This window comes from Coriobacteriia bacterium, assembly GCA_018368455.1.
In the GTDB taxonomy this organism is placed as follows: Bacteria; Actinomycetota; Coriobacteriia; order Coriobacteriales; family UMGS124; genus JAGZEG01.
Genome location: JAGZEG010000004.1, coordinates 128512 through 151528 on the forward strand (window position 1 = coordinate 128512; position 23017 = coordinate 151528).

The following is a 23017-nucleotide window of genomic DNA, read 5'->3' on the forward strand; positions in this document are numbered from 1 at the left end:
GGGGGATCCCATGCTAGAAGCCGGGGTGAAGGCACCGGAGTTCGCGCTGCCTGACAAAGACGGCAACCTTGTCTCGCTGAGCGACTTTGCGGGACGCAAGGTCGTGCTGTATTTCTATCCCAAGGACTCGACACCGGGTTGCACGCGTCAGGCCTGCGCCTTTGCTGCGAGCTACGGCGAGTTCGAGAAGCGCGGCGTCGTCGTCATCGGCGTGAGCAGGGACTCGCAGGCGTCGCACCAACGCTTCGCTGAGAAGAATGCCCTGCCGTTCATTCTGCTGTCCGACCCCGAGCTCGCCGCCATCCAGGCGTATGACGTCTGGCAGGAGAAGAAGCTCTACGGCAAGGTGAGCATGGGCGTCGTGCGCACGACGTACGTCATCGACGAACAGGGTGTCATCGAGAAGGCTATGCCCAAGGTGAAGCCCGACACGAACGCAGCCGACATTCTCGCCTATCTCGACGGAGCGGTGGAGTAGGCGGAGCTACATAGCGCGAGAAAGAGGGCGCCCCGCCGTCACAGGCCTGCGACGGCGGGGCGCTTTGCGTGCGTGCGCGAGTGCGGGCTCGTGCTATCCCAGGAAGCGGATGTTCATGTCCACCTGACCGTCAGACGTCGTGATGCCGCTCACGCTTCCGCTGGCGGTGTACTGCCACATCGTAAAGTCAAACTCGCCGGTCGGCACGTCACCGGGCGCGTCGTACTCGGCGTACCACAACGGGTAGGCGCTCAGCTCGCCTGACAGGTCGAGTCGCGCGAGATCGTGCTGGTTGCCATAGATCATCGCCTGGTAGCCAGCCTGCTCTATCGCCTGACAGAACGCCAGTGCATTGGCCATGAGCTGGGCGTTCGTGATGTTGTCCGTGCGGGCGACGTCGCCGTTCGTGATGGGCTCCTGGTCGAACGCCACGGGGTAGGACAGCGTGACGCCCAATCCTGCCAGCGTGTCGATGACAAACTGTGCCTCTTCGCGCGCTTCCTCTTCGGTGATGGCCTGCGAGAAGAAGTAGACGCCCACCTTGAGCCCCGCTGCCGACGCCCCCTGGATGTTGGCGAGGAAGTAGTCGTCAAGCGCCATGGTGCCCTGCGAGTAGCCGCGATAGCCCAGGCGGATCATCGCGAAGTCGGCGCCGGCGTCCTTGACGGCCTGCCAGTCGATGGCGCCGTCGTGCTCCGATACGTCGACGCCCGCTTCGGATGCGAGCGAGCCGTCTCCGTTGTAGTAGGCGTAGAAGCCGTTGTCGAGCTGCTTGAGGTTCGACCAGGTATAGGGCGAGACCCACTCCTGCTCCGTAGCGGGCGTGACGGGCTCGGACGAGAGCGAGCACGCGCGCACAGAGAGCACGATGACGGCGACGAGCAGAGTGACGATGGCGACGCATACGAGGACGATGAACCACAGCGGCACGTTGACGCGCTTCCGGGTGCGGGATACCGCCGCGCCGTCGCGCGGGGTCCGTGGCTCACGCGGGTCGTTGGCGGTCGGGGCGGGAATACGGCGCCCTGCCGAGTGCCGGCCGATAGGCTGCACGGGCGTCGCGTTGGGATTCTGGGAGCCTGGAGCCTCGCGTGCGGAAACGCGAGGCTGGACACCCGTCGGGATACGCGGTGTACGACCTGTGGACGCGGGATTCTCGCCGCGTGCCCGCTGGGGGTCGCTGGTGAGCGGCTGGCCTGTCTGCGGATCGAAAAGCCAGGGGAGAGCGTCTGGCGTGATCGACGCGTCCGGAGCTGGGTTCGCGGTGGGTTTTGGGGGTGGCGTCGGGTTGCTCGTGTTTGGGTTGCTGGGCGCGGGATTCTTGCCGTTCATGGGATCTTGCGTCGTCATCGATGGGATCCTCCGTCTGGTATAAGGCAAAAAGGCTCAATGGCGAGGTATCGGGCGCCGATGTTCCTATGGCGAGACGTGTTCGCTTATACCCATCGTGAAAGTGACGCGAGACCGTGACCCGCTGATGGGGAGGAAATGCTAAGAAATGCCGTTTTGGCGATGGCCGGGGGAAGGCGCTGCTAAGAAATGCCGTTTTGGCGAGGAGCGTGCGGAGTGGAAGGCCGCTCGTGCCCCTGCCCGCGGCGCGGTGCGGAGATTCACGCATCAAAACCCCAGGTAAATGAGGGCTGTCTGTTAGGCGACCCTGACTTCCCGCCCGTGCTCTGGGCTGCGGACGTCACGCCGGATCGCCCGATCGTCATTTCTTAACACGCGAATTATCGAACGATCGCCATACCGGCATTTCTTAGCAAGAATGCGAGAAGAGAACTGAAAAGGCGCGCCGACTCCATGCGAAGCCAGCGCGCCAACGGTGCGGATGCCTTACTTTTTCGCAAGCCAGCTGTTCACGGCTTCGGCACAGGCCAGGCCGTCGGAAATCGCCGACACGACGAGCGATTGCCCGCAGCGCGCGTCCCCCGCCACGAAGACGTTCTCCGCGCCCTGCGCACGCCAGCGCTCGGGGTGGGCGGCTCCTGCGCTGCCGGAGATGCTTGCCGGCGCGAACAGTGCCTCGGCCGCGCCCGGTTCGGCTTCGCGCATGAGCGGTCGAGGCCGGGCGCCCTCGACCATGGGCACCCCAAGCGCCGCGAACGCGTCGCCCTCGGGGCCTGCGAATCCGCGCGCCACCAGCACGAGGTCGGCCGGGATGAGTCGCTCGGTCCCTGGCACGGGCACGGGCCTTCCCGTTGACCATTCCACCTGCGTCACACGCAGCTGGCAGGCGTGACCGGCCTCGTCCGCCAGCACTTCGAGCGTGTCGGTCGACCACAGGCGGGCGTCATCGCGGCCGTCGAGCCACGCCGCCTCTGCCTGGCCGTAGTCGGTCGCGAGCGTCTCGGGCCACGTCGGCCAGGGGTTGTCGGTCGCACGCCGGGTCGGGGGAGCGGGGTGGTACTGCAGCTGGGTGGCGCTTGCGGCGCCCTGCCGCACGGCCATTGCGAGGCAGTCCGTGCCCGTGTCGCCGCCGCCGATGACGACGACGTGCTTGCCGCGGGCGTCGATGGCTGGCCTCGCGCCGTCGCACGCCTCGTCGTCACCGCAGGCCAGTGCCGCCTCAAGCGCGCTCTCCAGGTACTCGAGCGCCAGGTGGACGCCTGCGCTGTCGGTCCCGGGCACATCGAGCGTGCGGGCCCGCGTCGCACCGACGGCAGCGATGACGGCGTCGAACGCTGCGGGCAGCTCAGCGAGCGCATCGGGGGACGCGCTCAGCTCGAAGCGCACGCCGGCGCGCTCGAGCAGGGCAACGCGGCGCGCCACGACGTCCTTGGGCAGCTTCATCGTCGGGATGCCGTGCTGGAGCAGGCCTCCGGGGCGTGTCGCCCGGTCGTAGACGGTGACGGCGTGTCCTTGCTCGGCGAGGCGCCACGCACAGGCGAGGCCTGCGGGCCCCGAGCCGACGATTGCCACGCGTCGCCCGCTCTCGCCTGGCACTCCGGCGCCTCGGCGCGGCAGGGGAGGCCGCACGAGGCCCTCGGCAAACGCGCGCTCGGCGATGTCGCGCTCGTTGTCTCGGATCGTCGTGGCCTGTTCGGTCAGTGCCAGGTTGCAGGCCTTCTCGCACGGTGCCGGGCAGACGTGGCCCGTGAACTCGGGGAACGGGTTCGTCAGCGCCAGCCGCTCATACGCCTCGGCCCACAGCCCGCGCCACAGCAGGTCGTTCCACTCGGGGATGCGGTTGTGCAACGGGCAGCCTGTGACGTGGCGCGTCCCACCGAACGCGCGGCCGCTCTGGCAGAACGCAACGCCGCAGTTCATGCAGCGCCCCGCCTGCGCGTGGCGCTCGTCCTCGCCCGGCATGAGCGCGATGTCGGCGTAGTCGCGCACGCGCTCGTCGATCGGGCGTGTCGCGTGCTCAGCGCGCTCGTGCAGAAGGTAGCCGCCCACCTGACCCATCGCTGTCTCCTCGCTCCTCGGACGGCCTGGCTCGCCCGCCGTCCGTTGTCTGCTCTCGTCTATCGCGGGGCGTGCCCCGAAGCGTTCTTACTTCGCCCGTCCCGTCATGACCGCGAACGCGTCGGCCAGGGCGTCGTCGTGGCTTTTGCCGGCCGCCTCTTCGGCGGCGATGAGCGTCAGCATGCGCTCGTAGTCGGCCGGGATGACCTTCTTGAACCGGCGTTGCACTGCCTCGAATCGGTAGAGCATCTCTATGCCGCGTGCCGAGTTCGTGTGGTGCACGTGCTCGGAGATGAGCCCGCGGATCTGGATGATCTCGTCGGGCGTCGGCGTCTCGATGCGCACCATGTCGAGGTTCGTGTTGCGCTCGAGCGTCTCGAACTCGTCGTAGACGAAGGCCACGCCGCCCGACATGCCGGCTGCGAAGTTCTGCCCCACCTCGCCGAGCACGACCACGACGCCACCCGTCATGTACTCGCAACCATGGTTGCCCACGCCCTCGACGACGAGCGTCGCACCGGAGTTGCGCACGGCGAAGCGCTGCCCTGCCAGGCCGTTGACGAAGCCCCGGCCGCTCGTGGCTCCGTAGAACGCCACGTTGCCGACGACGATGTTCTCGTCGGCGCGCAGCGAGCTCTCTGCCGGCGGGCGCACGGACAGCGTGCCACCCGACAGGCCCTTGCCGAAGTAGTCGTTGGCGTCGCCGTCGATGCGCAGCTCGACGCCGGCCGGCAGGAAGGCGCCGAAGCTCTGCCCGCCCGATCCGGAGCACCCGATGCAGATAGAGCCGTCGGGCATGCCTTCGGGATAGGCCTTCGTGACGGTCGATCCCAGCATCGTGCCGACGCAGCGGTTGACGTTGGCGATGTCGGCCCTGAAGCGCGCCGGGGCCAGCGTCTCGCGTGCCGTCTGCGTCAGCGGCACGAACAGCGTCGCGTCGAGCGTGCGCTCGAGGTGGTGTGCGAACGCCATGTCCGGCAGGAAGTGGGGTGCCTCGGCCCCGGGGATGCCGGCGCCGAACATGAGCTTGGCGGGGGCGAGCACGGCGGAGAGGTCGACGGTCGCCGCCTTGGCGTTGCCGGGCACACCCACCTGGCGCAGGCACTCCACGTGGCCGACCATGTCGTCGATCGTGCGGAAGCCCAGCTCGGCCATGATGACGCGCAGGTCCTGCGCGATGAAGTGCATGAAGTTGACGACGTGCTCCGGCTTGCCGGCGAAGTGCCCGCGCAGCCGGTCGCTCTGCGTGGCAACACCCACGGGGCACGTGTCCTGGTGACAGTCACGCTGCATGAGGCAGCCGAGCGCGATGAGCGGGCCGGTCGCAAAACCGAACTCCTCGGCGCCGAGCAAGCATGCGATGGCGACGTCGCGGCCGGTCAGCAGCTTGCCGTCGGCCTCGAGCATGACGCGCGAGCGCAGGCCGTTCGCCAGCAGCGTCTGCTGGGTCTCGGCCAGGCCCAGCTCAAGCGGCAGGCCTGCGTGGTAGATGGAGTTGCGCGGCGCCGCGCCCGTGCCGCCGTCGTGGCCGGAGATGAGGATCTTCTCGGCGCCGCCCTTTGCCACGCCCGTCGCGATCGTGCCGACGCCGGCCTCCGAGACGAGCTTGACGGAGATGGCGGCGGAGGGATTGGCGTTCTTGAGGTCGTAGATGAGCTCGGCCAGGTCCTCGATGGAATAGATGTCGTGGTGCGGCGGCGGCGAGATGAGTCCGACGCCGGCCGTCGAGCGTCGCGTGCGCGCGATCCACGGGTAGACCTTCTTGCCAGGCAGGTGCCCGCCCTCGCCGGGCTTGGCGCCCTGCGCGAGCTTGATCTGGATCTCGCGGGCACTGCCCAAATAGCGGCTCGTGACGCCGAAACGCCCCGACGCGACCTGCTTGATGGCAGACAGCGCCGAGTCGCCGCCGGCAAGCGGCACCTCGCGCGCCACGTCCTCGCCGCCCTCGCCCGTGTTCGAGAAGCCGTGCAGGCGGTTCATGGCGACGGCCAGGCACTCGTGGGCCTCGCGGCTGATGGAGCCGTAGCTCATGGCGCCCGTCTTGAAGCGGCGGCAGATGTCGTCGGCGCTCTCCACCTCGTCGAGCGGCACGGGCGTGCGTCCGGCGGCGTCGAAGTCGAGCAGGTTGCGCAGGGTGATGGCGCGCCCCGGTCGGTTGACGATGGCGGTGTAGGCGTCCCACGCCTCGCGGCTGCCCGTGCGCGCGGCCGTCTGCAGCGCGAATATCATCGGCGGGTCGATGAGGTGATCCTCGCCGTCGGGGCGCCACTGCGTCAGGCCGGCGTTGGCGAGCTGGTCGGGGGCGGCACTGCCGGCCAGGCGGGCGGCCGTATCGTACTTGGCGCACGCCTCGCGCTGGAGGTCGTCGACGGACAGGCCCCCGATGCGGCTGACGGTGCCCGTGAAGTAGCGGCTGACGACCTCGTCGGACAGGCCGAGCGCCTCGAAGACCTGCGCCGAGTGGTAGCCCTGCATCGTCGAGATACCCATCTTGCTCATGATGGCGACGACACCGGCCGTGAGCGCCTTGTTGAAGTTGGCGATCGCCTGGGCGGGCTCGATGCCGGGCAGCAGGCCGCGCGCGCAGGCGTTGCGGATCTGCGCGTGGGCGAGGTAGGGGTAGACGGCGCTGGCGGAGTAGCCAATGAGCATGGCGGCGTCGTGCGTGCTGGCGATGTCGCCGGCCTCCACGACGAGGTCGACATGCGTGCGCAGGTTCTGGCGGATGAGGTGGTGATGCACAGCGCCCAGCGACAGCAGGCTCGGCACGGGCACCTGCCCCTCGCGCACGCGATCGGACAGCACGAGGATGTTCGTACCGGCGCGCACGGCGTCCTCGGCGGCGCGGGCGAGGCGGTCGAGCTCGGCCTCAAGGGCGCCGGGGCCGGCCGTGCGGTCGAAGGCGCACGTCAGGCTCGTGACCCTGAAGCCCACCTTGTCGATGGAGCGCACGCGCGTGAAGGCGTCGCGGTCGAGGATGGGCGACTCGAGCCGGATGAGGCGGCAGTTGGCGCGGCTGTCCTGCAGCAGGTTGCCGTGATTGCCGAGGTACAGCACGGTTGACGTGACCATCTTCTCGCGCAGCGCGTCGATGGGCGGGTTCGTGACCTGTGCGAACAGCTGCTTGAAGTAGTCGAACAGACGGCGCGGGCGCTGGGAGAGCACGGCGAGCGGCGCGTCGACGCCCATGGAGGCGAGCGGCTCCTTGCCGTCGCGCGCCATGGGGACGACGGCGTCCACGAGGTCCTCGTAGCCCAGGCCGTAGCGCGCGGCCAGGCTCGAGAGCGTGTCGCCTGGGGACAGCGCGCCAGCGTCGGGGTCGCACGCGTCTGCGGGTGAGGGCTCGCTCGGCAGTGGCAGGCTTTCGACGCGCAGCATGGTGGAGTCCAGCCACTCGCGGAAGGGCTGCTCGGAGGCCATACCCTCCTTGAGCTCGTCGTCCCATATGATGCGGCCTTCGTCGGGGTCGACGAGCAGCATCTGTCCGCCGGCCAGCGCGCCCTTCATGAGCACGTTGTCGGGCGCGATGTCGAGCACGCCTGTCTCGCTCGACAGGACGAGCCGGTCGTCTCGCGTCACGGTGTAGCGCGCCGGGCGCAGGCCGTTGCGGTCGAGCACGGCGCCCATGCGGCGGCCGTCCGTGAACGCGATGGCCGCCGGGCCGTCCCACGGCTCCGTCAGTGTCGACTGGTATGAGCAGAACGCGCGCCGGCGGTCGGAGAGGTTGTCGTTGTGGTCCCACGGCTCGGGGATGAGCATGGACAGCGCTCGCGTCATGGGGCGGCCGTTCATGACGAGGAACTCGAGCACGTTGTCGAGGATAGCCGAGTCGGAGCCCTCACGGTCGATGATGGGCAGCACCTGGTCGAGGTGCGCGATGACGGGCGAGTACAGCGAGGCCTGGCGCGCGCGGATCCAGTTGACGTTGCCGCGCAGCGTGTTGATCTCGCCGTTGTGGATCATGAAGCGGTTGGGGTGCGCGCGCTCCCAGCTCGGCGTCGTGTTCGTGGAGTAGCGCGAGTGCACGAGGGCGATGGCCGTCTCGATCGTGGCGTCGTTGAGGTCGAGGTAGAACGTGCGCAGCTGCCCCGCGACGAGCATGCCCTTGTACACGATGGTTCGCGCGCTCATGGAGCAGACGTAGAAGATGGAACGCTCGGGCAGGCCGACCTCGTGCGCACGCTTCTCTATGGTGCGCCGCGCGACGAACAGGGCACGCTCGAAGTCCTGGCCTGCGGCGACGGTGCCGGGGCGCAGCATGAACGCCTGCCAGATGCGCGGCTGGCAGGCGCGGGCCGTCGAGCCGAGGTCGTGCGCGTCTACGGGGACTTCGCGCCAGAACAGCACGGGCAGGCCGCAGTCGGCGCAGCCCTGCTCGAACAGGGCGCGCGCCTGGTCGAAGTCATCCTGCTCGCGCGGGAGGAACAGCATGGCCACGCCGTAGTCTCCCTCGTCGGGCAGCAGGTGGCCGCACTTCTGCGCTTCCTTGCGGAAGAAGCGGTGCGGCAGCTGGAACAGGATGCCCGCGCCGTCGCCCGTGTTGGACTCCAGGCCGACACCGCCGCGGTGGTCGAGGTTGAGCAGCACGGACAGCGCGTCGTTGAGCATCTGGTGCGTGCGGATACCCTTGATGTTGGCCAGCGCGCCGATGCCGCACGCGTCGTGGTCGAACTCGGGCCGGTAGAGCCCGTATGCCTCGCTGTGATACTGCATGCCTGAGCCTCTCCCTATGGGGCGCCTCCGTCGGGCGAAAATGGAGCAGTCTGCATCATGGCGCGCTCCACACGAGAGAGAAAAGGCACGGGGGACGCCGAAACAAAGACGTTACCGGCTGAGCACGTACGCGCAACACGACTGGTTTGCCCGGGGTTGCGTGGCGCCCTCGCTGGTGCGCGCTGCCTGGGCCTGTCGGTCTGGGACGGTGTTTTCCCGACCTGACTCATATTCTGCGAAGTTCGGTGATCTGATAGCAATTCGTATTCTTCTCGCAACAATCCCCTCGTAAGGTGGCCGGCGTATCGCGGTCGTTTCTGCAGCTCCGGGACGCTTGTCCTTGCCGCCACCCGGCGGCGCTGGCATGTGTCAGCCTGGGGTTCCAGTCGAATGTGGTATGGTATTGCGTCAATGGGGGGCATCCGCGCAGGCGTCGAAGGCCCAGGCCGGTCGACGTCGGTGCAGTCCCGTGCAGGGAGGACACCGATGCATCACAAGACTGCCTTGTTTCTATCTCAGACGGCCGATGGCCATGAGCGGATGCGCCGCCTTTCCTCCATGCTCGACGTCTCCATCCTGCTCGCGAGTGTCGCTCGCTTCTCGCAGGCCATCCTGGAGCGCGAGTTCGACCTTATCGTGCTTGAGACGGGCGGCGTGTCGACGTCGCAGATCGAGCACATCGAGGGCACGCTGGCCGACAGCTCGACGCCTCTGCTCCTCGTCGTGTCTGAGGCCCAGATGCCCGATCTCCACCTTCCCATGCGACCCGTCTGCGACTTCATCTCGACACAGGCGCCCGATGCCGAGTACGCCGTGCGCATCCGGCACCTGCTTTGGCCGGGCGAGGAGACGGGCGACGACGACGTCGTGAAGCTCGACGAGCTCACGGTTAACCTTGCTACGTATCAGGTACGCGTTGACGACCAGCCCGTTGATCTCACCTATATGGAGTACTCGCTGCTCGCGTTCATGGTGACGCACCCGGGGCGCGCCTACTCGCGCGAGACGCTGCTGCGTCGCGTGTGGGGCTTCGACTACTGCGGTGGCTCGCGCACTGTTGACGTGCACGTGCGACGCATCCGCGCCAAGCTCGGCCCCCAGGCGTCGAGCCACATCGAGACCGTGCGCGGCGTCGGCTACCTGTTCAGGCTGTAGTAGCAGGTATTTTGGGTAATAGCGCTTGCGGGTGCCGCGGAGCCTAGATGCGCTCCGTGACCTTGCTGACGAGCTTGGCCGGCAGGCAACCGGCGACCCATTTGCCCCAGTTCGAGTTCATGATCGGGAACATGCGCAGACGGAACCGGATGTTGCGGCGGATGGGCTCGAGCGCCGCAACATAGGCCGACCGTGCCGCGCGCACCTCGTCGCTCGGGGTGACGCGTCCGACGGACAGCCCCTTTGCGATGGCGGCGCCGCAGCGCTGTCCCGAGTTGAACGCGAACGAGATACCCTCGCCTGAGCTGGGGCTCATGAGGCCGGCGGCCTCGCCGGCGAGCAGGACGCGGCCCTGCCCGTCGATGACGTCGGCGATGGAGCGCACCTGTGTTGCGGTGCCCGCTTCGCGGCGCACGGGCTCGCCGAGCGGATAGCGCTGAGAGAACGTCTCGAGCGCGCGAGCATGCAGCTCGGGCATGCCTTTTGAGCCGGGGAAGAACACGGAGCCCACGATGGCGACGTCGCCCTTCGGCATGATATAGCCGTAACCGTACTCAGGCCCGATGTGGCGCGAGTACACGCAGTCGAAGAACGGCTCGATGCTGCCGCGCTCGATGCGGACGAACTCCTGCACGGTGCGATAGCACGCGACCTGCGGCCAGGCGGCGTTTGCCCGACGCGTGGCAGAGCGCGCACCGTCTGCCCCGACGAGGAAGGCGCAGCTCACGTCGACGGGCTGCCCCGCACGCGTCAGGTGGGCGGTCACGCCGTGCTCGTCCTGCTCCCAGCCGCGCAGACTCGCGCGCTCCCACACGGTGACGTTGGGCGGGAGAAGCGTCATCGTCCACTCGTCGAAGGACGTACGGTCGACGTTGACGAAGCGCAGGCTCGTGGGCTTCTTGATGCCGCGGTCCCAGTCGTAGAAGCGGAAGTGGACGAAGGCGGGGTCGAGCATGAGCGAGCGGGGCACGCCGCCCACCTGTTCGAGCCAGCGCTGAGCATACTCGTTGAGCATGCCGCCGCAGCTCTTGTGGCGCGGCAGCGACGAGGCCTCGGCCAGGATGACGTCGTGCCCGGCCCGAGCTGCCTCGCGTGCCGCAGCGACGCCGGCGGGACCTGCGCCGATGACGAGCACCGTCGTCGAGACGCGCTGCGCTGCGGGGGACGGGCTGGGGGTGGGGGCGCTGTTCTGGCTGCTCATGACTGTTTCCTTGCCGATTCGGGGTCCGGATGATTGTCGCACATGAGTGCGCGCCGGGTGGCGCTCCACATAAACGCCCGACCCGTTTCGGGTTGCCGTCCGAGTATCATGGCGCCGGAAGATGACGTGCGAGGGACGGGACGGCCATGAAGGCGAACGACAGCAGGGGCGGCGGAGACATGCGGGGGATGACGTCGGGGGGACGGGTGCGCGCTGTCTTGACGGCTGTGCTAGCCGGCGTGGCGATATCCGTCGTGCTTGCCCTCGTGGCGGTGGCGCTGGGGGCGCTTGGGGGCAGCGGGCTGGTGGGTGGGCTCGACGGCGCCCGGCGCGTGCTGCTCGTCGTGGGCGCCATCATGCTCATCGCGGGTTCGTTTGGCATCGCCTCGCCCGAGCGTTTTGGGGAGGCTGCCGCCCAGCTGGGCCGCGACCTCGTCGAGCGCGTCGGCGTCGCACACCATGACGGCGCGCTCTCGTGGTATGTGCAGGCGGTCATTGCTGCGCTGACCATGGAGGCCATGGCCTTGCTCGTCGATCTCGTGTTCCAGCTCGTGGTGTAGCCGTGTGCGCGGCCTGCAGCCTTGCGCGTGCAGGCGTTCGGCTCTATCATCTAGAACAGGTGTTCGATTCTTTAGAATCTTGCTGCAGCGGATACGGTGCTGGCGAACGAGGCGGAAGAGGGGAGGCGCGCGTGATTATCCTGGGCATAGACCCCGGCCTGGCGCATACCGGCTGGGGCGTCATCGAGACGCGGGGCATGCAGTGTCGCGCGCGAGCCTATGGTTGCATCGAGACGGACACGGGCATGGACATCGCGCGGCGTCTCAAGCGCATCCACGACGAGATAAGCCGCGTCATCGGGCGGTACCATCCCACCGACGTCGCCATCGAGGAGATCTTCTTTTCGGCTAACTCCCAGAGCGCCGTCAAGACGGCCCACGCGCGCGGCGCCGCGCTTGTCGCATGCGCTTCGTGCGGCCTCGAGACGGGCGAATACACGCCCATGCAGATAAAGCAGGCCGTTGTTGGCACGGGGGCGGCCGACAAGCGGCAGGTGCAGTTCATGGTCAAGAGCCTTCTGCACCTCGAGCAGGAGCCTCGGCCCGACCACTGCGCCGACGCCTTGGCCGCCGCCATCTGCCATGCCCACCTTACGGCGTGGCGCGAGATGGGCCGCTCGCAGCACCTGACAACGCTGTCCGCCTCCTCTTATGCCGAGCGCGGTACGCGCAAGGCGTCCGCTTCCGAAGCTCGTGCCGCCGAGGCCCTTGCCGAGCGCAAGGCGCGCCCATGATGAGGAAAGGGGCCCTCCGATGATCTCGTTTCTGCGCGGCACCGTCGCCGCCAAGACGCTGGCGCAGGTTGTCATCGACGTCGGAGGCGTGGGCTATGCCTGCGGCGTCTCTTCCATGACGTCGGCTGCCCTGCCTGCGCCCGGCTCAGATGAGCCTGCCATGGTTCACACGTACCTGCAGGTGCGCGATGACGCCATCGCGCTGTACGGCTTTGCGAGCGCCGACGAGCGGGCCGTGTTCGAGCGGCTCGTCGCCATCACGGGCGTCGGGCCCAAGCTCGCGCTTGCCGTGTTGAGCTCGTTTTCGCCCGACGCGCTACGCCAAGTCGTGGCGGCGGGAGACGAAAAACGCATGGCTACGGTGCCCGGCGTCGGAAAGAAGACGGCGTCGCGCATGATCCTCGAGCTCAAAGACGCACTCAAGGGCGAGCTGTTCGGGCTGGGGGGCGCTGCGATTGCCGGCGCTCAGCTCGGGGGAACGCCTGTCGAGACCGGGGCGCTCGACGAGGCGGGCCAGGCCTTGCTTGCGATGGGTTTCTCCTCCGAAGAGGTTCAGCTCGCGCTCAAGGGCTATGATGGGTCGCCGACCGATGTCGAGTCCGCTATCAAGTATGCGCTGCGACGCCTGGGGAGTAACGCCTGATGTGGGAAGCTGACGCTGACAAGGACCTGTGGGACGACGTTCCGCGCACGCGCGAGCGCATCGTCACGGCGGAGCTCACTGAGGACGACCTCGAGGCCGACCGGTCGCTGCGCCCGCAGCGGCTCGAGGACTACATCGGCCAGGCGCGCGTGAAGCAGTCGCTGCGCGTCGCGATCGACGCGGCAAAGTCTCGCGGCGAGAGCCTCGACCACCTGCTGCTCTCGGGCCCGCCCGGCCTGGGCAAGACGACGCTCGCCACGGTCGTCGCCAACGAGATGGGGGCCCAGGTGCGCACGACGTCGGGGCCGGCCATCGAGCGCACGGGCGATCTCGCGGCCATCCTGACAAACCTGTCCGAGGGCGATGTCCTGTTCATCGACGAGATCCATCGTCTCAACCACACGATCGAGGAAATCCTCTATCCGGCGATGGAGGACTTCTTCCTCGACATCGTCATCGGAAAGGGGCCTGCGGCGCGCTCTATCCGCCTTGACGTACCGCGCTTCACGCTCATCGGGGCAACGACGCGCTCGGGCCTTCTCACGGGGCCGCTGCGCGACCGCTTCGGCATCAACTGCCGGCTCGACTACTACACGGCAGACGAGCTGGCGCGGATCGTTGCGCGCTCCGCGGGCATCCTTGGCGTGCACGTCGACGCTGCGGGCGCTCAGGAGATCGCCAGCCGCAGCCGTGGAACGCCCCGTCTGGCGAACCGCCTGCTCAAGCGCGTGCGCGACTACGCTCAGGTGCGCTTTGACGGCGCCATTACCGAAGAGATCGCGCGAGAGGCACTGTCGTTTTTCGAGGTGGACGAGATGGGCCTCGACTGGATGGACAACAAGATCCTCTCGACGCTGACGCAGACGTTTCTCGGCCGGCCCGTCGGACTATCGACGCTGGCGAGCGCCGTTGGCGAGGACGCTTCGACGCTCGAAGACGTGTACGAGCCGTTCTTGCTGCAGCAGGGCCTCATCAACCGCACGCCCAAGGGCAGGCAGGCGACGCCGCGTGCGTTCGAGCACATGGGGCTGCCCTGCCCCAAAGATGATCGGTAGCGCGCGGCCACGTTCCGCGCGGAAAGGATGACGTATGGCGATTCGCAACGACTACCTGGTGGACATGATCGCCCGCTTTGTCGAGTCCGTGATGCGCGGCGCAGGGCGCTTGCGTGCGGGCGACGAACAGGGCGTTGCCGACTACGAGGCCGTCATTGGCGAGGTGCTCGACATGGACGCGGCGACGGCCCTGGCGCTGTCGCCAGCTTCCCTCGTCACGATGATGCAGATCTCCGCTGTCGACGAGCGCCTCGCCGTTTACGCGGCGTACTGCCTCGAGCGCATCGCAGACGTCTACGAGGGACGCCCTGACGGCATGGCGGGTGTGCGCCGCGAGCAGGCGCGTGCCATCAATGCGTCGTATGGCGTGGAGCCCGGAATGGTGCCGCCCGAGGTTCAGGAGGCGCTTGCGGCTCAGCAGGCCGAGGGACGGGCATAAGGGGCGGCTCTCTGGTGCGCGCCGGGGATGGCTGCCGGAGATTCGTTCGTACATTTGTGAGGATGCCTTCATAAACATGCTGGTAGACGCGCCGCAAGTGTGGGAAGTGTACGTCAGGCGTATGACACTTCGTTCCTGTGGGGCACCATGTCGCGCCGTCTGCCGGATTGCCTTCTGAGGCGTGCCGGATTTCTTGTTGGGAGGGTTCCCGCGCCCCCGGAGCGTGGCAGAATGACCGCGAGGATGAGCCTGCCCGGGCGCTGGCGCCGTTCCGGAATGTCCGAGACGTCCTGCCCGGACGCCACGAGAGGAGACCCCATCGTGTTGACCGACATCGAGATCGCCCAGTCCGTCACGCCGCGCGACATCGCTGAGGTCGCTGCCCCGCTGGGCATCGACGAGAAGTACCTCGAGCGCTATGGCTCGACGAAGGCGAAGGTCGACTACAACCTGTTGCGCGAGCAGCAGCACACGCCTGGCAAGCTCGTCCTGGTCACGGCTATCAACCCCACGCCTGCCGGCGAGGGCAAGACCACGACGACCATCGGTCTCGCCGACGCCATGAAGCGCCTGGGGAAGAACGTCGTCGTAGCCCTGCGCGAGCCGTCGCTGGGCCCGGTGTTCGGCGTGAAGGGCGGCGCTGCGGGCGGCGGCTATGCCCAGGTCATCCCTATGGAGGACATCAACCTGCACTTTACGGGTGACTTCCACGCCATCGGCGCCGCGAACAATCTGCTGGCTGCCATGCTCGACAACCACATCCAGCAGGGCAATGTCCTGGGAATCGACCCGCGCCGCGTCACGTGGAAGCGCGTCGTCGACATGAACGATCGCCAGCTGCGCCACGTCGTGGACGGCCTGGGCGGCAAGGCCAACGGCACGCCGCGCGAGGACGGCTTCGACATCACGGTCGCGTCCGAGATCATGGCTGTGCTCTGCCTGGCACGTGACATCCCTGACCTCAAAGAGCGCCTCGCGCGTATCGTCGTGGGCTACTCCTATGCCGGCAAGCCTGTCACGGCGGGCGACCTCAAGGCGACGGGCGCCATGGCCGCCCTGCTCAAGGACGCGCTCAAGCCCAACCTCGTGCAGACGCTCGAGGGCACGCCGGCTTTCGTCCACTGCGGCCCGTTCGCCAACATCGCGCATGGCTGCAACTCTGTTATGGCGACGCGCATGGCCATGGCTTTGGGCGACATCGCCATCACGGAGGCCGGCTTTGGTGCCGACCTGGGCGCGGAGAAGTTCTGCGACATCAAGTGCCGCATGGCCGGCCTGTCGCCCAACGCCGTCGTTATCGTCGCGACGGCGCGCGCTCTCAAGATGAACGGCGGAGTTCCGAAGAAGGAGCTCGATGCCGAGAACCTCGAGGCGCTGGAGCGCGGCCTTCCCAACCTGCTGCAGCACGTCGAGAACATGACGCAGGTCTTTGGCATGCCCGTCGTCGTGGCCATCAACCGTCACCCCACGGACACGGAGGCCGAGCTCGCCCTCATCGAGGAGCAGTGCCGTGCCAAGGGCGTGAACGCCGTGCTGTCCGAGGTGTGGGCCAAGGGCGGCGAGGGCGGCATCAAGCTGGCCGAGGAGGTGCTGCGTCTCGTGGAGCAGCCGAGCCAGCTGACGTACAGCTATCCCGACGGCACCGGCATCGAGGACGCTATCGAGGCCGTGGCCACGCGTGTCTACCATGCCGATGGCGTCGACTTCACGCCTGCCGCCAAGAAGCAGGTTGCGACGCTGCATGAGTTCGGCTACGGTAACCTGCCGGTGTGCATCGCAAAGACACAGTACAGCTTCTCGGACGATCCGAACCTACTCGGCGCGCCGCGTGGGTTCCGCATGACGGTTCGCGAGGTCAAGGTCTCGGCCGGTGCTGGCTTTGTTGTTGCTCTGACCGGCGATGTCATGACGATGCCCGGTCTGCCGAAGGTCCCGGCTGCCGAGGCTATCGACGTCGACGAGACGGGGAAGATCACGGGCCTGTTCTAAGGTTTTTTGCTCGCGCACAACACGACTCCGGGGGCGATGCCCGGGCGCGTCTGGCACGGGGTGGGCGAGGCGACTATGGTCTCTCCCGCATGTGGCGGACAATGCGCTCGAGCGTCGCCTTCGGACTTTCTGGTATGAAGGAGGGCTTTCTATGGCGGTCCTGATAGACGGCAAGGCTGTTGCCGCGAAAGTGCTGGCCGAGGCGGCGGGACGCGTGGAGCGGCTTGCCGCCGCGGGACATCCCTGTGGCCTGGCTGTCGTGCTTGTGGGCGATGACCCGGCAAGCTCGGTCTACGTGCGCAACAAGCGCCGCGATTGCGCACAGTGCGGCATCTCGGCGTTTGACTACGACCTGCCCGCCACGGCGACGCAGGCCGAGCTCGACGACCTGCTCGCCAAGCTCAATGCCGACCCGCGCGTTAGCGGCATACTCGTGCAGATGCCCCTGCCTGCCCACCTTGACGCTGAGGCGGCTATCGCGCGCATCTCGCCCGAGAAGGATGTCGACGGCTTCCACCCGGTCAACCTCGGCCGCCTCATGCGCGGCCTTCCCGGTCCGCGTCCATGCACGCCGGCGGGCGTTATGCGCCTGCTGCGCGAGTACGACATCGACCCGGCGGGGAAGCGCGCTGTCGTGCTCGGCCGCTCGACGATCGTCGGCAAGCCCATGGCGCTCATGCTCATGGAGGCGGACGCCACGGTGACGATCTGCCACTCGCGCACGCCCAACAAGGTGGAGACGAGCCACCAGGCCGACATCGTCGTCTCGGCTATCGGCCATGCCAAGCTCGTGCAAGCCGACTGGATGGCTCCGGGTGCCGTCGTCATCGATGTGGGAATGAACCGCGACGAGGCGGGCAAGCTCTGCGGTGACGTGGACTTTGACGCTGTGGAGCCCATCGCCGGTGCCATCACGCCGGTGCCCGGCGGCGTCGGCCCCATGACGCGTGCCATGCTCATGCTCAACACGGTGACGGCAGCCGAGCACCTCGCCGGCGTCAGCTCGGAGTGGCCGCGCTAGGTCATTGACGCGTGCGTACAAAAAGCCCCGCCTGTTGGATGCGTCCAGCAGGCGGGGCTTTGCTGTGCGGAGGCGATGCTTATCGCGCTGTGGTGCCGTGGGGCTACGCGGCCTGCTTCTCGTCAGCGACGCTGGACGCGGCTGCCTCGCCGTCAGCGGGCGTGTAGCTGTTGCCCAGGAGCTCGATAACCTGCTCCTCCGTGAGGTCGCGGTGATAGAACATGCTGTAGAACTCCTGCGTCGTGGCCACGATGTCGATGTCGTAGGCCTCGGGATACAGAAGGTTCGTCAGCCACTGCAGGCCGATGAAGCGGTTGACTGCCGGCGGGCGGTCAAGCCAGGAGAACGGGGTCTGAACCATCGTGTAGACGCGACCGTCCTTCACGGCCTTGATCTCAGACCAGTTGGGGTCGGTGCGGATGAGCTCGTCGGCGCCACCCTCAAAGCGCTGGTCGTCCCAGGAGACGATGACGTCGGGGTTCCAGGCCAGAACCTGCTCAAGCGAGACGGCCGTGCGGCCCTTGCCGCCCTCGGCCTCGAGATCTTTGGCGACGTTCTCGGCACCGGCCAGCTTGAAGACCAGGGCGTGCGTCGAGGACGTAGGCTCGGTCTGCAGGCCGTCGGGGCCCTCGGCGTAGTACACGCTCACGCGCTCGTCCTCGGGAACGCTCGCCACGGCCGCGGCGACGTCCTCGGCGACCTTCGTGCAGTAGTCAGCCATGGCCTTGGCCTCGTCCTGCTTGCCGAGCAGCTCGCCGAGCGACTCGTAGCAGGCGGCCGTCGTGTCGAACGAGCCATTGAGGACGACGACCGGGATGCCGGTCTGGTTCTGCAGGTCGTCAGCGAACGAGGCGTCGGACTCGCCGGGCTCGACTGAGGTGATCGAGAAGATGAGCTGGATGCCCTCGGCGAGGATGGCCTCGGGGTTTAGCTCGCCGCCGCCGGACAGCGTGCCGAGGTTCGGCAGCTTGTCCGTGCCCTCGGGCAGGTTGGCGAGCTCCTGCTCCGTGAAGTCCATCGTCGTGCCGGCGCACAGCTCGGGCGCTAGCGTGAAGCAGAAGATCTGGCCGATGGGGCTCGTGAAGTAGATCTTCTCGAGCGACTCGACGCTGGGGATCGTGACCTCGCGTCCGGCGTCATCGGTGATGGTGCGATCGCCCTCGGCGGCGTGGGCGACCCCTGCCGACGAAGCGAAGGCGGCCAGGGCAAGCGCGACCGTCAGGACGACGGCGAGCAGCCTGGGCAGCGCACGTGCTTGAGCCTTCATGCTCATCCCTCCCATTACATGGAACAGTGCTCCTTGTGGACAGTGCGTGTCCATCCTAACATGCACTGTTGGAAATGGATAGAACGTGAAGTTGAAACAGAATTGATAAGGTACCTGACAATGTCAATTTGTCTGCAAAATTAGGTCACCTGGCTTTAAAATAGTCAATTCGCAGGGAGGGAGTTAGGGGAGGGATATCCGTGAGCAACTCAGACGAGGCGCGGGGGAGCGACGCCCCCGACGAGCGTTCGATGGCGTCGGCGTTCGATACGCCCAGTGCCGATGATCTCGCCGAGCGCAACATCGACCGGCCTGTCGCGCTGTGGTTGAAGATCGCTATCCCGCTCGGCCTGCTTGCCATCGCGGTGGGTTCGTTCGCCGTCGGCAAGTATCCCATTACGCCCGTCGAGCTTGTCTCGACGATTTGGAACACGCTGTTCAACCCCGAGGCCGTGGACACGCGCATGCAGACGGCGCTGCTCAACATCCGCCTGCCGCGCGTGCTCGTTGTCATGCTCGTCGGCGCCGCCCTCGCCTCTGCCGGTGCGGCATACCAGGGCATGTTCAAAAACCCGCTCGTTTCCCCCGATCTGCTCGGCGCCTCCGCGGGCGCGAGCCTGGGAGCATGCGCTGCGCTGCTGCTCAACATGCCGAGTGCGATGGTACAGCTCATGGCGTTTGCGGGTGGCATGATCGCCGTGGCGTGCGTCATCTGGCTCAACAAGATCATCCACTACGACGAGCTACTGGGCCTCGTGCTCGGCGGCATCCTCATCTCGACGCTGTTCCAGTCGGGTGTGTCCATGGTCAAGTTCATGGCCGATGCCAACGACAAGCTACCCGCCATCACGTTTTGGCTCATGGGCGGCTTCTCGCGCGTCGACCAGAACGACCTGTTCGCCATCTCGCTGCCCATGCTCGGCGGCTTTGCCCTGCTCATGCTCGAGCGATGGAAGCTCAACGCCATGAGCTTCGGCCAGGAGGAGGCCAAGAGCCTCGGCATCAACGTGGCGCGCGTCCGGCTCGTTGTCATATTCGCCGCGACGCTCATCGTGTCGGTGTCCGTGGCCGTGTCGGGCATCGTCGGCTGGGTCGGCCTCGTCATCCCGCATGTGGCGCGCGCCCTCGTGGGGCCGAACTACCGCGCGCTCATTCCTGCGTCCATGGTTATCGGTGCAGGCTACCTGCTGCTCGTCGACGACCTGTGCCGCATGCTGCTCAGCCTGGAGATACCGGTGGGCATTCTGACGTCGATCATCGGCGTGCCGTTCTTCGTCATCATCTTCAAGCACAACATGAAGGGGTGGTAGCCGATGGATGCGACGGAGGACACCATTCTTGACGTCCGCGATCTGAGCTGCGGCTACGACGGAGCAACGATCATAGACCGCGCGAACTTCTCTATGCGCTCTGGAAGCTTTGCCTGCATCATCGGTGCGAACGGCTGCGGCAAGACGACGCTGCTCAAGACGATCCTCGGCCTGTTACGGCCTCTGGGTGGCGGCGCCTACGTGCGCGGCGTGGCCGTCGCCTCGATGGACGACCGCCAGCGCGCCCGGGCGCTCGCGTACATCCCGCAGGCACACCGGCCGCCGTTCCCGTTCAAGGTGGCCGACGTCGTGCTCATGGGGCGCACGCCTCACGTCGGCCGGTTCTCCGCCGTGTCGCACGCCGACAAGCGGGCGGCTTGGGACGCGCTGTGCCTGCTGGGCATCGAGGATCTGGCGCAGTCTGTCTACACGCGGCTGTCCGGCGGCCAGCAGCAGCTCGTGCTCATCGCGCGGGCGCTGGCGCAGCAGCCCGAGCTCATCGTCATGGACGAGCCCACGGCGAGCCTTGACTTCGGCAACCAGCACATGGTGCTGTCGCGGATGCGCGAGCTGTCTCGCGAGGGCGCGAGCGTGCTCATGGTGACGCACGACCCGCACCACGCCATCTACTGCGCCGACACGGTCGTTGTCGTGAAGGGCGGCCGGGTCGAGCGGGTCGGAACGCCGGGCGAGATCATAACCGGGCCGGTGCTGCGCGGCATTTATGGCGTCCCGGTCGACGTTGTGGAGGCGCCGCTGACGGACGGCGGCACGAGAAGGGTGTGCGTCGCGCTGTAAGCGAGGCGTGCGGTGCGGGTACCATGCCAGAGGATGCGCTCCCGGTGGGGCGCCACAATTCAAGGGGAAGGGTGTCGCAATGACGGGGACCGATCAGCCGCAGTGCAATCCGTGGGCGCTGTACGACGAGCTCATCGCAGGGGTTCCGCAGGACGCGTGCGTTACCGACTACGGCATGGGCCTGCACTGGAGCTACGTGAACGCCGAGTGCGGGTGCGGCGTGGCGTGGACGATGCGAGGTGGCGCGTCGGGTGGTCACGGTTCTCGTGGCGCGAGCGATCTGCGCGGTCGCAGCCTGCGCGAGGTGGCGGAGCTCTCGAAGAGCTGGAACTTCGAGCAGGCGACGCTCGGTGTGGCAGCGCTCAACGCGTGGTACTCCCGTCGTGAGCTGCTCGACCCGATGGGTGCTGTCTACGAGGAACAGCGCGAGCTGGCTCCGTCCGAGCGCAAGCGCGAAGCGTTCCATGAGTTCCGCCCGATGATGTCCGGCAAGAAGGTTACGGTCATCGGTCATTTCCCGCATGTGCTTGACCTTGCCGAGTGCTGCGATGAGCTTACGGTGCTCGAGCGCAACTGCGGGCAGAGCGACACGCCCGACCCGGCGTGCGAGTATGTGCTGCCCTCCCAGGACATGGTGTTCATCACGGGCACGACGACGATGAACAAGACATTGCCTCGTCTGCTCGAGCTGTCGCGCAATGCGCTGACGGTCATGACCGGCCCGAGCGTCGTGCCCGCGCCGGTGCTGTTCTCCTACGGGGTTGACGTGCTGGCGGGCAGCGTCGTGGGCGATCCCGAGAAGACGGCGTTTGCGGTGCGCAACGGCCGTGGCATGCTGTTTGGCGAGGCCATTCAGATGATGCGCGTCGTGCGCCCTGGTCTGGAGCTGCCGCTCGCGGAGTAGCGGAGACGCAGGTTGCTGCGCTTTCTGCCGCGAAAAGGCCTCGAGTGCAGGTTTCTCTGGCCTGCCATGTGCGTTTTGACCGTCGAGTGCATGTTTCTTTGTGGAGAAGAGGGGCTACGGGGACGGTTCCCTTTGAGGGGAAGGCCTCTACCTGCGCTTTTGCTGGCGGCAAGAAGCGACCGGGCCGCTTGCTGCCAGTTCCTTCCCGAAGAAGCATGCACTCGACGCTTGTTTTGTGCGAGCATCAGCCAAGAGTCGTGCACTAGGGCCGGTTTTTGTGCTGGTCATGGCTTGCGGGGGGCCTTCCGATGGACTCTTGCAGCCCTGTCGCATGACGGGGACGCAGCGATTCGAGGCTCTCTGCTATATTTCCCTCTCCCGTCCCGGTGATGGTGCTCTTCGAGTGCCTCCCCGAGCGTGGGTTCCCCCTCGCGCATCCCCGCCCAACGAGGTTGTGCGCTGCCATCGGAATGACGCAGAATGGCTCGGCGTAAGGTGAGCCTGCGTTCCCTGTCCCTCGTATCCAAGGGTCTCATCCGAAAGCCGATGGCATGCGCGATATCGCAGGCCATTGTGCAGAACATCGCGTCACTCTGTACGTGCTCGTCAAAGAGCGAGATCGTTGTTATCCCCATATGTGCCAGGGCATTGGCACGGGCTTTGTCCGAGGCCATGCGCGCCTCGCCTTCGTGATATATGCGTCCCTCGTATTCGACGTCCACGCGCGCTGACTCCCAATACAGATCGGCTTTTGCATGGTCACGATGGGCAATGCTGCGTGCGGCGTCATCGAACTCGATGCGCCGGTTGAGCGAAAACGGGGGAAGACCGAAGCCTCCCAACCGTCGTGGCATTCCGAGGAGCATGGCACACACGCTCTCCATGGGGGAGGCGGCGTTATCTCGTACGAGGTTTATTGCGCGCAGGGCGGTAGCCCGGTTGCGTGCGCCTCGCATGAGGCCTAGCGCGGTCCGTATGCTCTGGACGCTGGTGAGTGCCCGATTTCTTTGGACGAGTCCCGTGGTGCCCCTTCGCTCGGGAGCATATGTTCCGCATAGCTCGAAACCAAGCTGAGTAAGCTCAAACAGATCGAGCACACGTGCCATCTGGAAGAAGGAGAGCTCGGGTGAGACGACGTATAGCCCACGAGCGGCGCGTGCGATTGATTGTGCGGGCAAGGTGGGCATGCAGAGGTGGACCTGAGCAAGTGGGAGAACGCGTCGCTCGGAACGCCTGAGCACGCAGAGGTCGAGCGGGGCGGTGAGCGTCGACTTCCAGCGATCGCCAAGCTCGTCGAGTAGGGCGAGGCTCGGCGGCGCGAGCAGGGCTGCATCGGGATCGA

Annotated in this window: 17 protein-coding genes; 12 read left to right on the plus strand and 5 right to left on the minus strand. The window is 66.8% G+C overall.

The genetic code is table 11. The features are described 5' to 3' along the window. Positions 1-10 precede the first annotated feature (10 nt). Entirely contained in the window at positions 11-478 is a 468-nt protein-coding gene (bcp, locus tag KHZ24_03720; GenBank protein MBS5450306.1) for a thioredoxin-dependent thiol peroxidase, read from the plus strand. Between the two features lie 93 nt (positions 479-571). On the opposite strand, the gene KHZ24_03725 is transcribed toward bcp, so the two are convergent. From KHZ24_03725 to gltB, 3 genes are all read right to left on the minus strand, one after another. Further along, a complete protein-coding gene (locus KHZ24_03725; protein MBS5450307.1) occupies positions 572-1810 on the minus strand; it encodes a hypothetical protein in 1239 nt (412 codons plus the stop codon). A gap of 504 nt (positions 1811-2314) precedes the next feature. Further along, positions 2315-3886: a glutamate synthase subunit beta gene (locus tag KHZ24_03730; GenBank protein ID MBS5450308.1), complete on the minus strand. Its 1572-nt coding sequence runs from the start codon at positions 3884-3886 to the stop codon at positions 2315-2317. An 87-nt stretch (positions 3887-3973) separates the two neighbouring features. Next, positions 3974-8599, minus strand: coding sequence for a glutamate synthase large subunit (gene gltB / locus KHZ24_03735; GenBank protein ID MBS5450309.1), 4626 nt, complete (start codon positions 8597-8599; stop codon positions 3974-3976). Between the two features lie 486 nt (positions 8600-9085). Here gltB and KHZ24_03740 point away from each other — a divergent pair, with 486 nt between their 5' ends. Further along, the gene (locus KHZ24_03740) at positions 9086-9754 is read left to right on the plus strand and encodes a winged helix-turn-helix domain-containing protein (GenBank protein MBS5450310.1); all 669 of its coding nucleotides are present in this window, start codon (positions 9086-9088) and stop codon (positions 9752-9754) included. A 43-nt stretch (positions 9755-9797) separates the two neighbouring features. Here the strand turns inward: KHZ24_03740 and KHZ24_03745 are convergent, their stop codons facing one another. Further along, a complete protein-coding gene (locus tag KHZ24_03745; protein ID MBS5450311.1) occupies positions 9798-10955 on the minus strand; it encodes an FAD-dependent monooxygenase in 1158 nt (385 codons plus the stop codon). A gap of 146 nt (positions 10956-11101) precedes the next feature. On the opposite strand from KHZ24_03745, the gene KHZ24_03750 reads away from it, so the two are divergent. The 7 genes from KHZ24_03750 (at position 11102) to folD (ending at position 17396) form a co-directional block, all read left to right on the plus strand. Beyond that, positions 11102-11515 carry a hypothetical protein gene (locus KHZ24_03750; protein MBS5450312.1) on the plus strand — a complete coding sequence of 138 codons (414 nt, stop codon included), beginning with the start codon at positions 11102-11104 and terminating at the stop codon, positions 11513-11515. 131 nt (positions 11516-11646) lie between these two features. Then, the gene (gene ruvC, locus KHZ24_03755) at positions 11647-12249 is read left to right on the plus strand and encodes a crossover junction endodeoxyribonuclease RuvC (protein MBS5450313.1); all 603 of its coding nucleotides are present in this window, start codon (positions 11647-11649) and stop codon (positions 12247-12249) included. Between the two features lie 19 nt (positions 12250-12268). Then, a complete protein-coding gene (gene ruvA, locus KHZ24_03760; GenBank protein MBS5450314.1) occupies positions 12269-12892 on the plus strand; it encodes a Holliday junction branch migration protein RuvA in 624 nt (207 codons plus the stop codon). Then, positions 12892-13947: a Holliday junction branch migration DNA helicase RuvB gene (ruvB, locus tag KHZ24_03765; GenBank protein MBS5450315.1), complete on the plus strand. Its 1056-nt coding sequence runs from the start codon at positions 12892-12894 to the stop codon at positions 13945-13947. The genes ruvA and ruvB overlap by 1 nt, the downstream gene beginning before the upstream one ends. A gap of 34 nt (positions 13948-13981) precedes the next feature. Further along, positions 13982-14386, plus strand: a complete 405-nt coding sequence (locus KHZ24_03770; GenBank protein MBS5450316.1) for a hypothetical protein — start codon at positions 13982-13984, stop codon at positions 14384-14386. A 321-nt stretch (positions 14387-14707) separates the two neighbouring features. Next, entirely contained in the window at positions 14708-16375 is a 1668-nt protein-coding gene (locus tag KHZ24_03775) for a formate--tetrahydrofolate ligase (GenBank protein ID MBS5450317.1), read from the plus strand. Positions 16376-16526: 151 nt separating this feature from the next. Next, positions 16527-17396, plus strand: coding sequence for a bifunctional methylenetetrahydrofolate dehydrogenase/methenyltetrahydrofolate cyclohydrolase FolD (gene folD / locus KHZ24_03780; protein MBS5450318.1), 870 nt, complete (start codon positions 16527-16529; stop codon positions 17394-17396). Positions 17397-17499: 103 nt separating this feature from the next. Here the strand turns inward: folD and KHZ24_03785 are convergent, their stop codons facing one another. Next, positions 17500-18663: an ABC transporter substrate-binding protein gene (locus KHZ24_03785; GenBank protein MBS5450319.1), complete on the minus strand. Its 1164-nt coding sequence runs from the start codon at positions 18661-18663 to the stop codon at positions 17500-17502. Between the two features lie 251 nt (positions 18664-18914). Here KHZ24_03785 and KHZ24_03790 point away from each other — a divergent pair, with 251 nt between their 5' ends. The 3 genes from KHZ24_03790 to KHZ24_03800 all read left to right on the plus strand — a co-directional run bounded on the left by KHZ24_03790 (position 18915) and on the right by KHZ24_03800 (position 21675). Then, complete coding sequence (locus tag KHZ24_03790) at positions 18915-19973, plus strand: iron ABC transporter permease (GenBank protein MBS5450320.1); 1059 nt, start codon at positions 18915-18917, stop codon at positions 19971-19973. Positions 19974-19976: 3 nt separating this feature from the next. Further along, positions 19977-20771: an ABC transporter ATP-binding protein gene (locus KHZ24_03795; protein MBS5450321.1), complete on the plus strand. Its 795-nt coding sequence runs from the start codon at positions 19977-19979 to the stop codon at positions 20769-20771. A gap of 79 nt (positions 20772-20850) precedes the next feature. Next, positions 20851-21675 (plus strand): DUF364 domain-containing protein, encoded by an 825-nt coding sequence (locus KHZ24_03800; GenBank protein ID MBS5450322.1) that lies wholly within the window; start codon positions 20851-20853, stop codon positions 21673-21675. The last annotated feature ends 1342 nt before the right edge of the window (positions 21676-23017 follow it).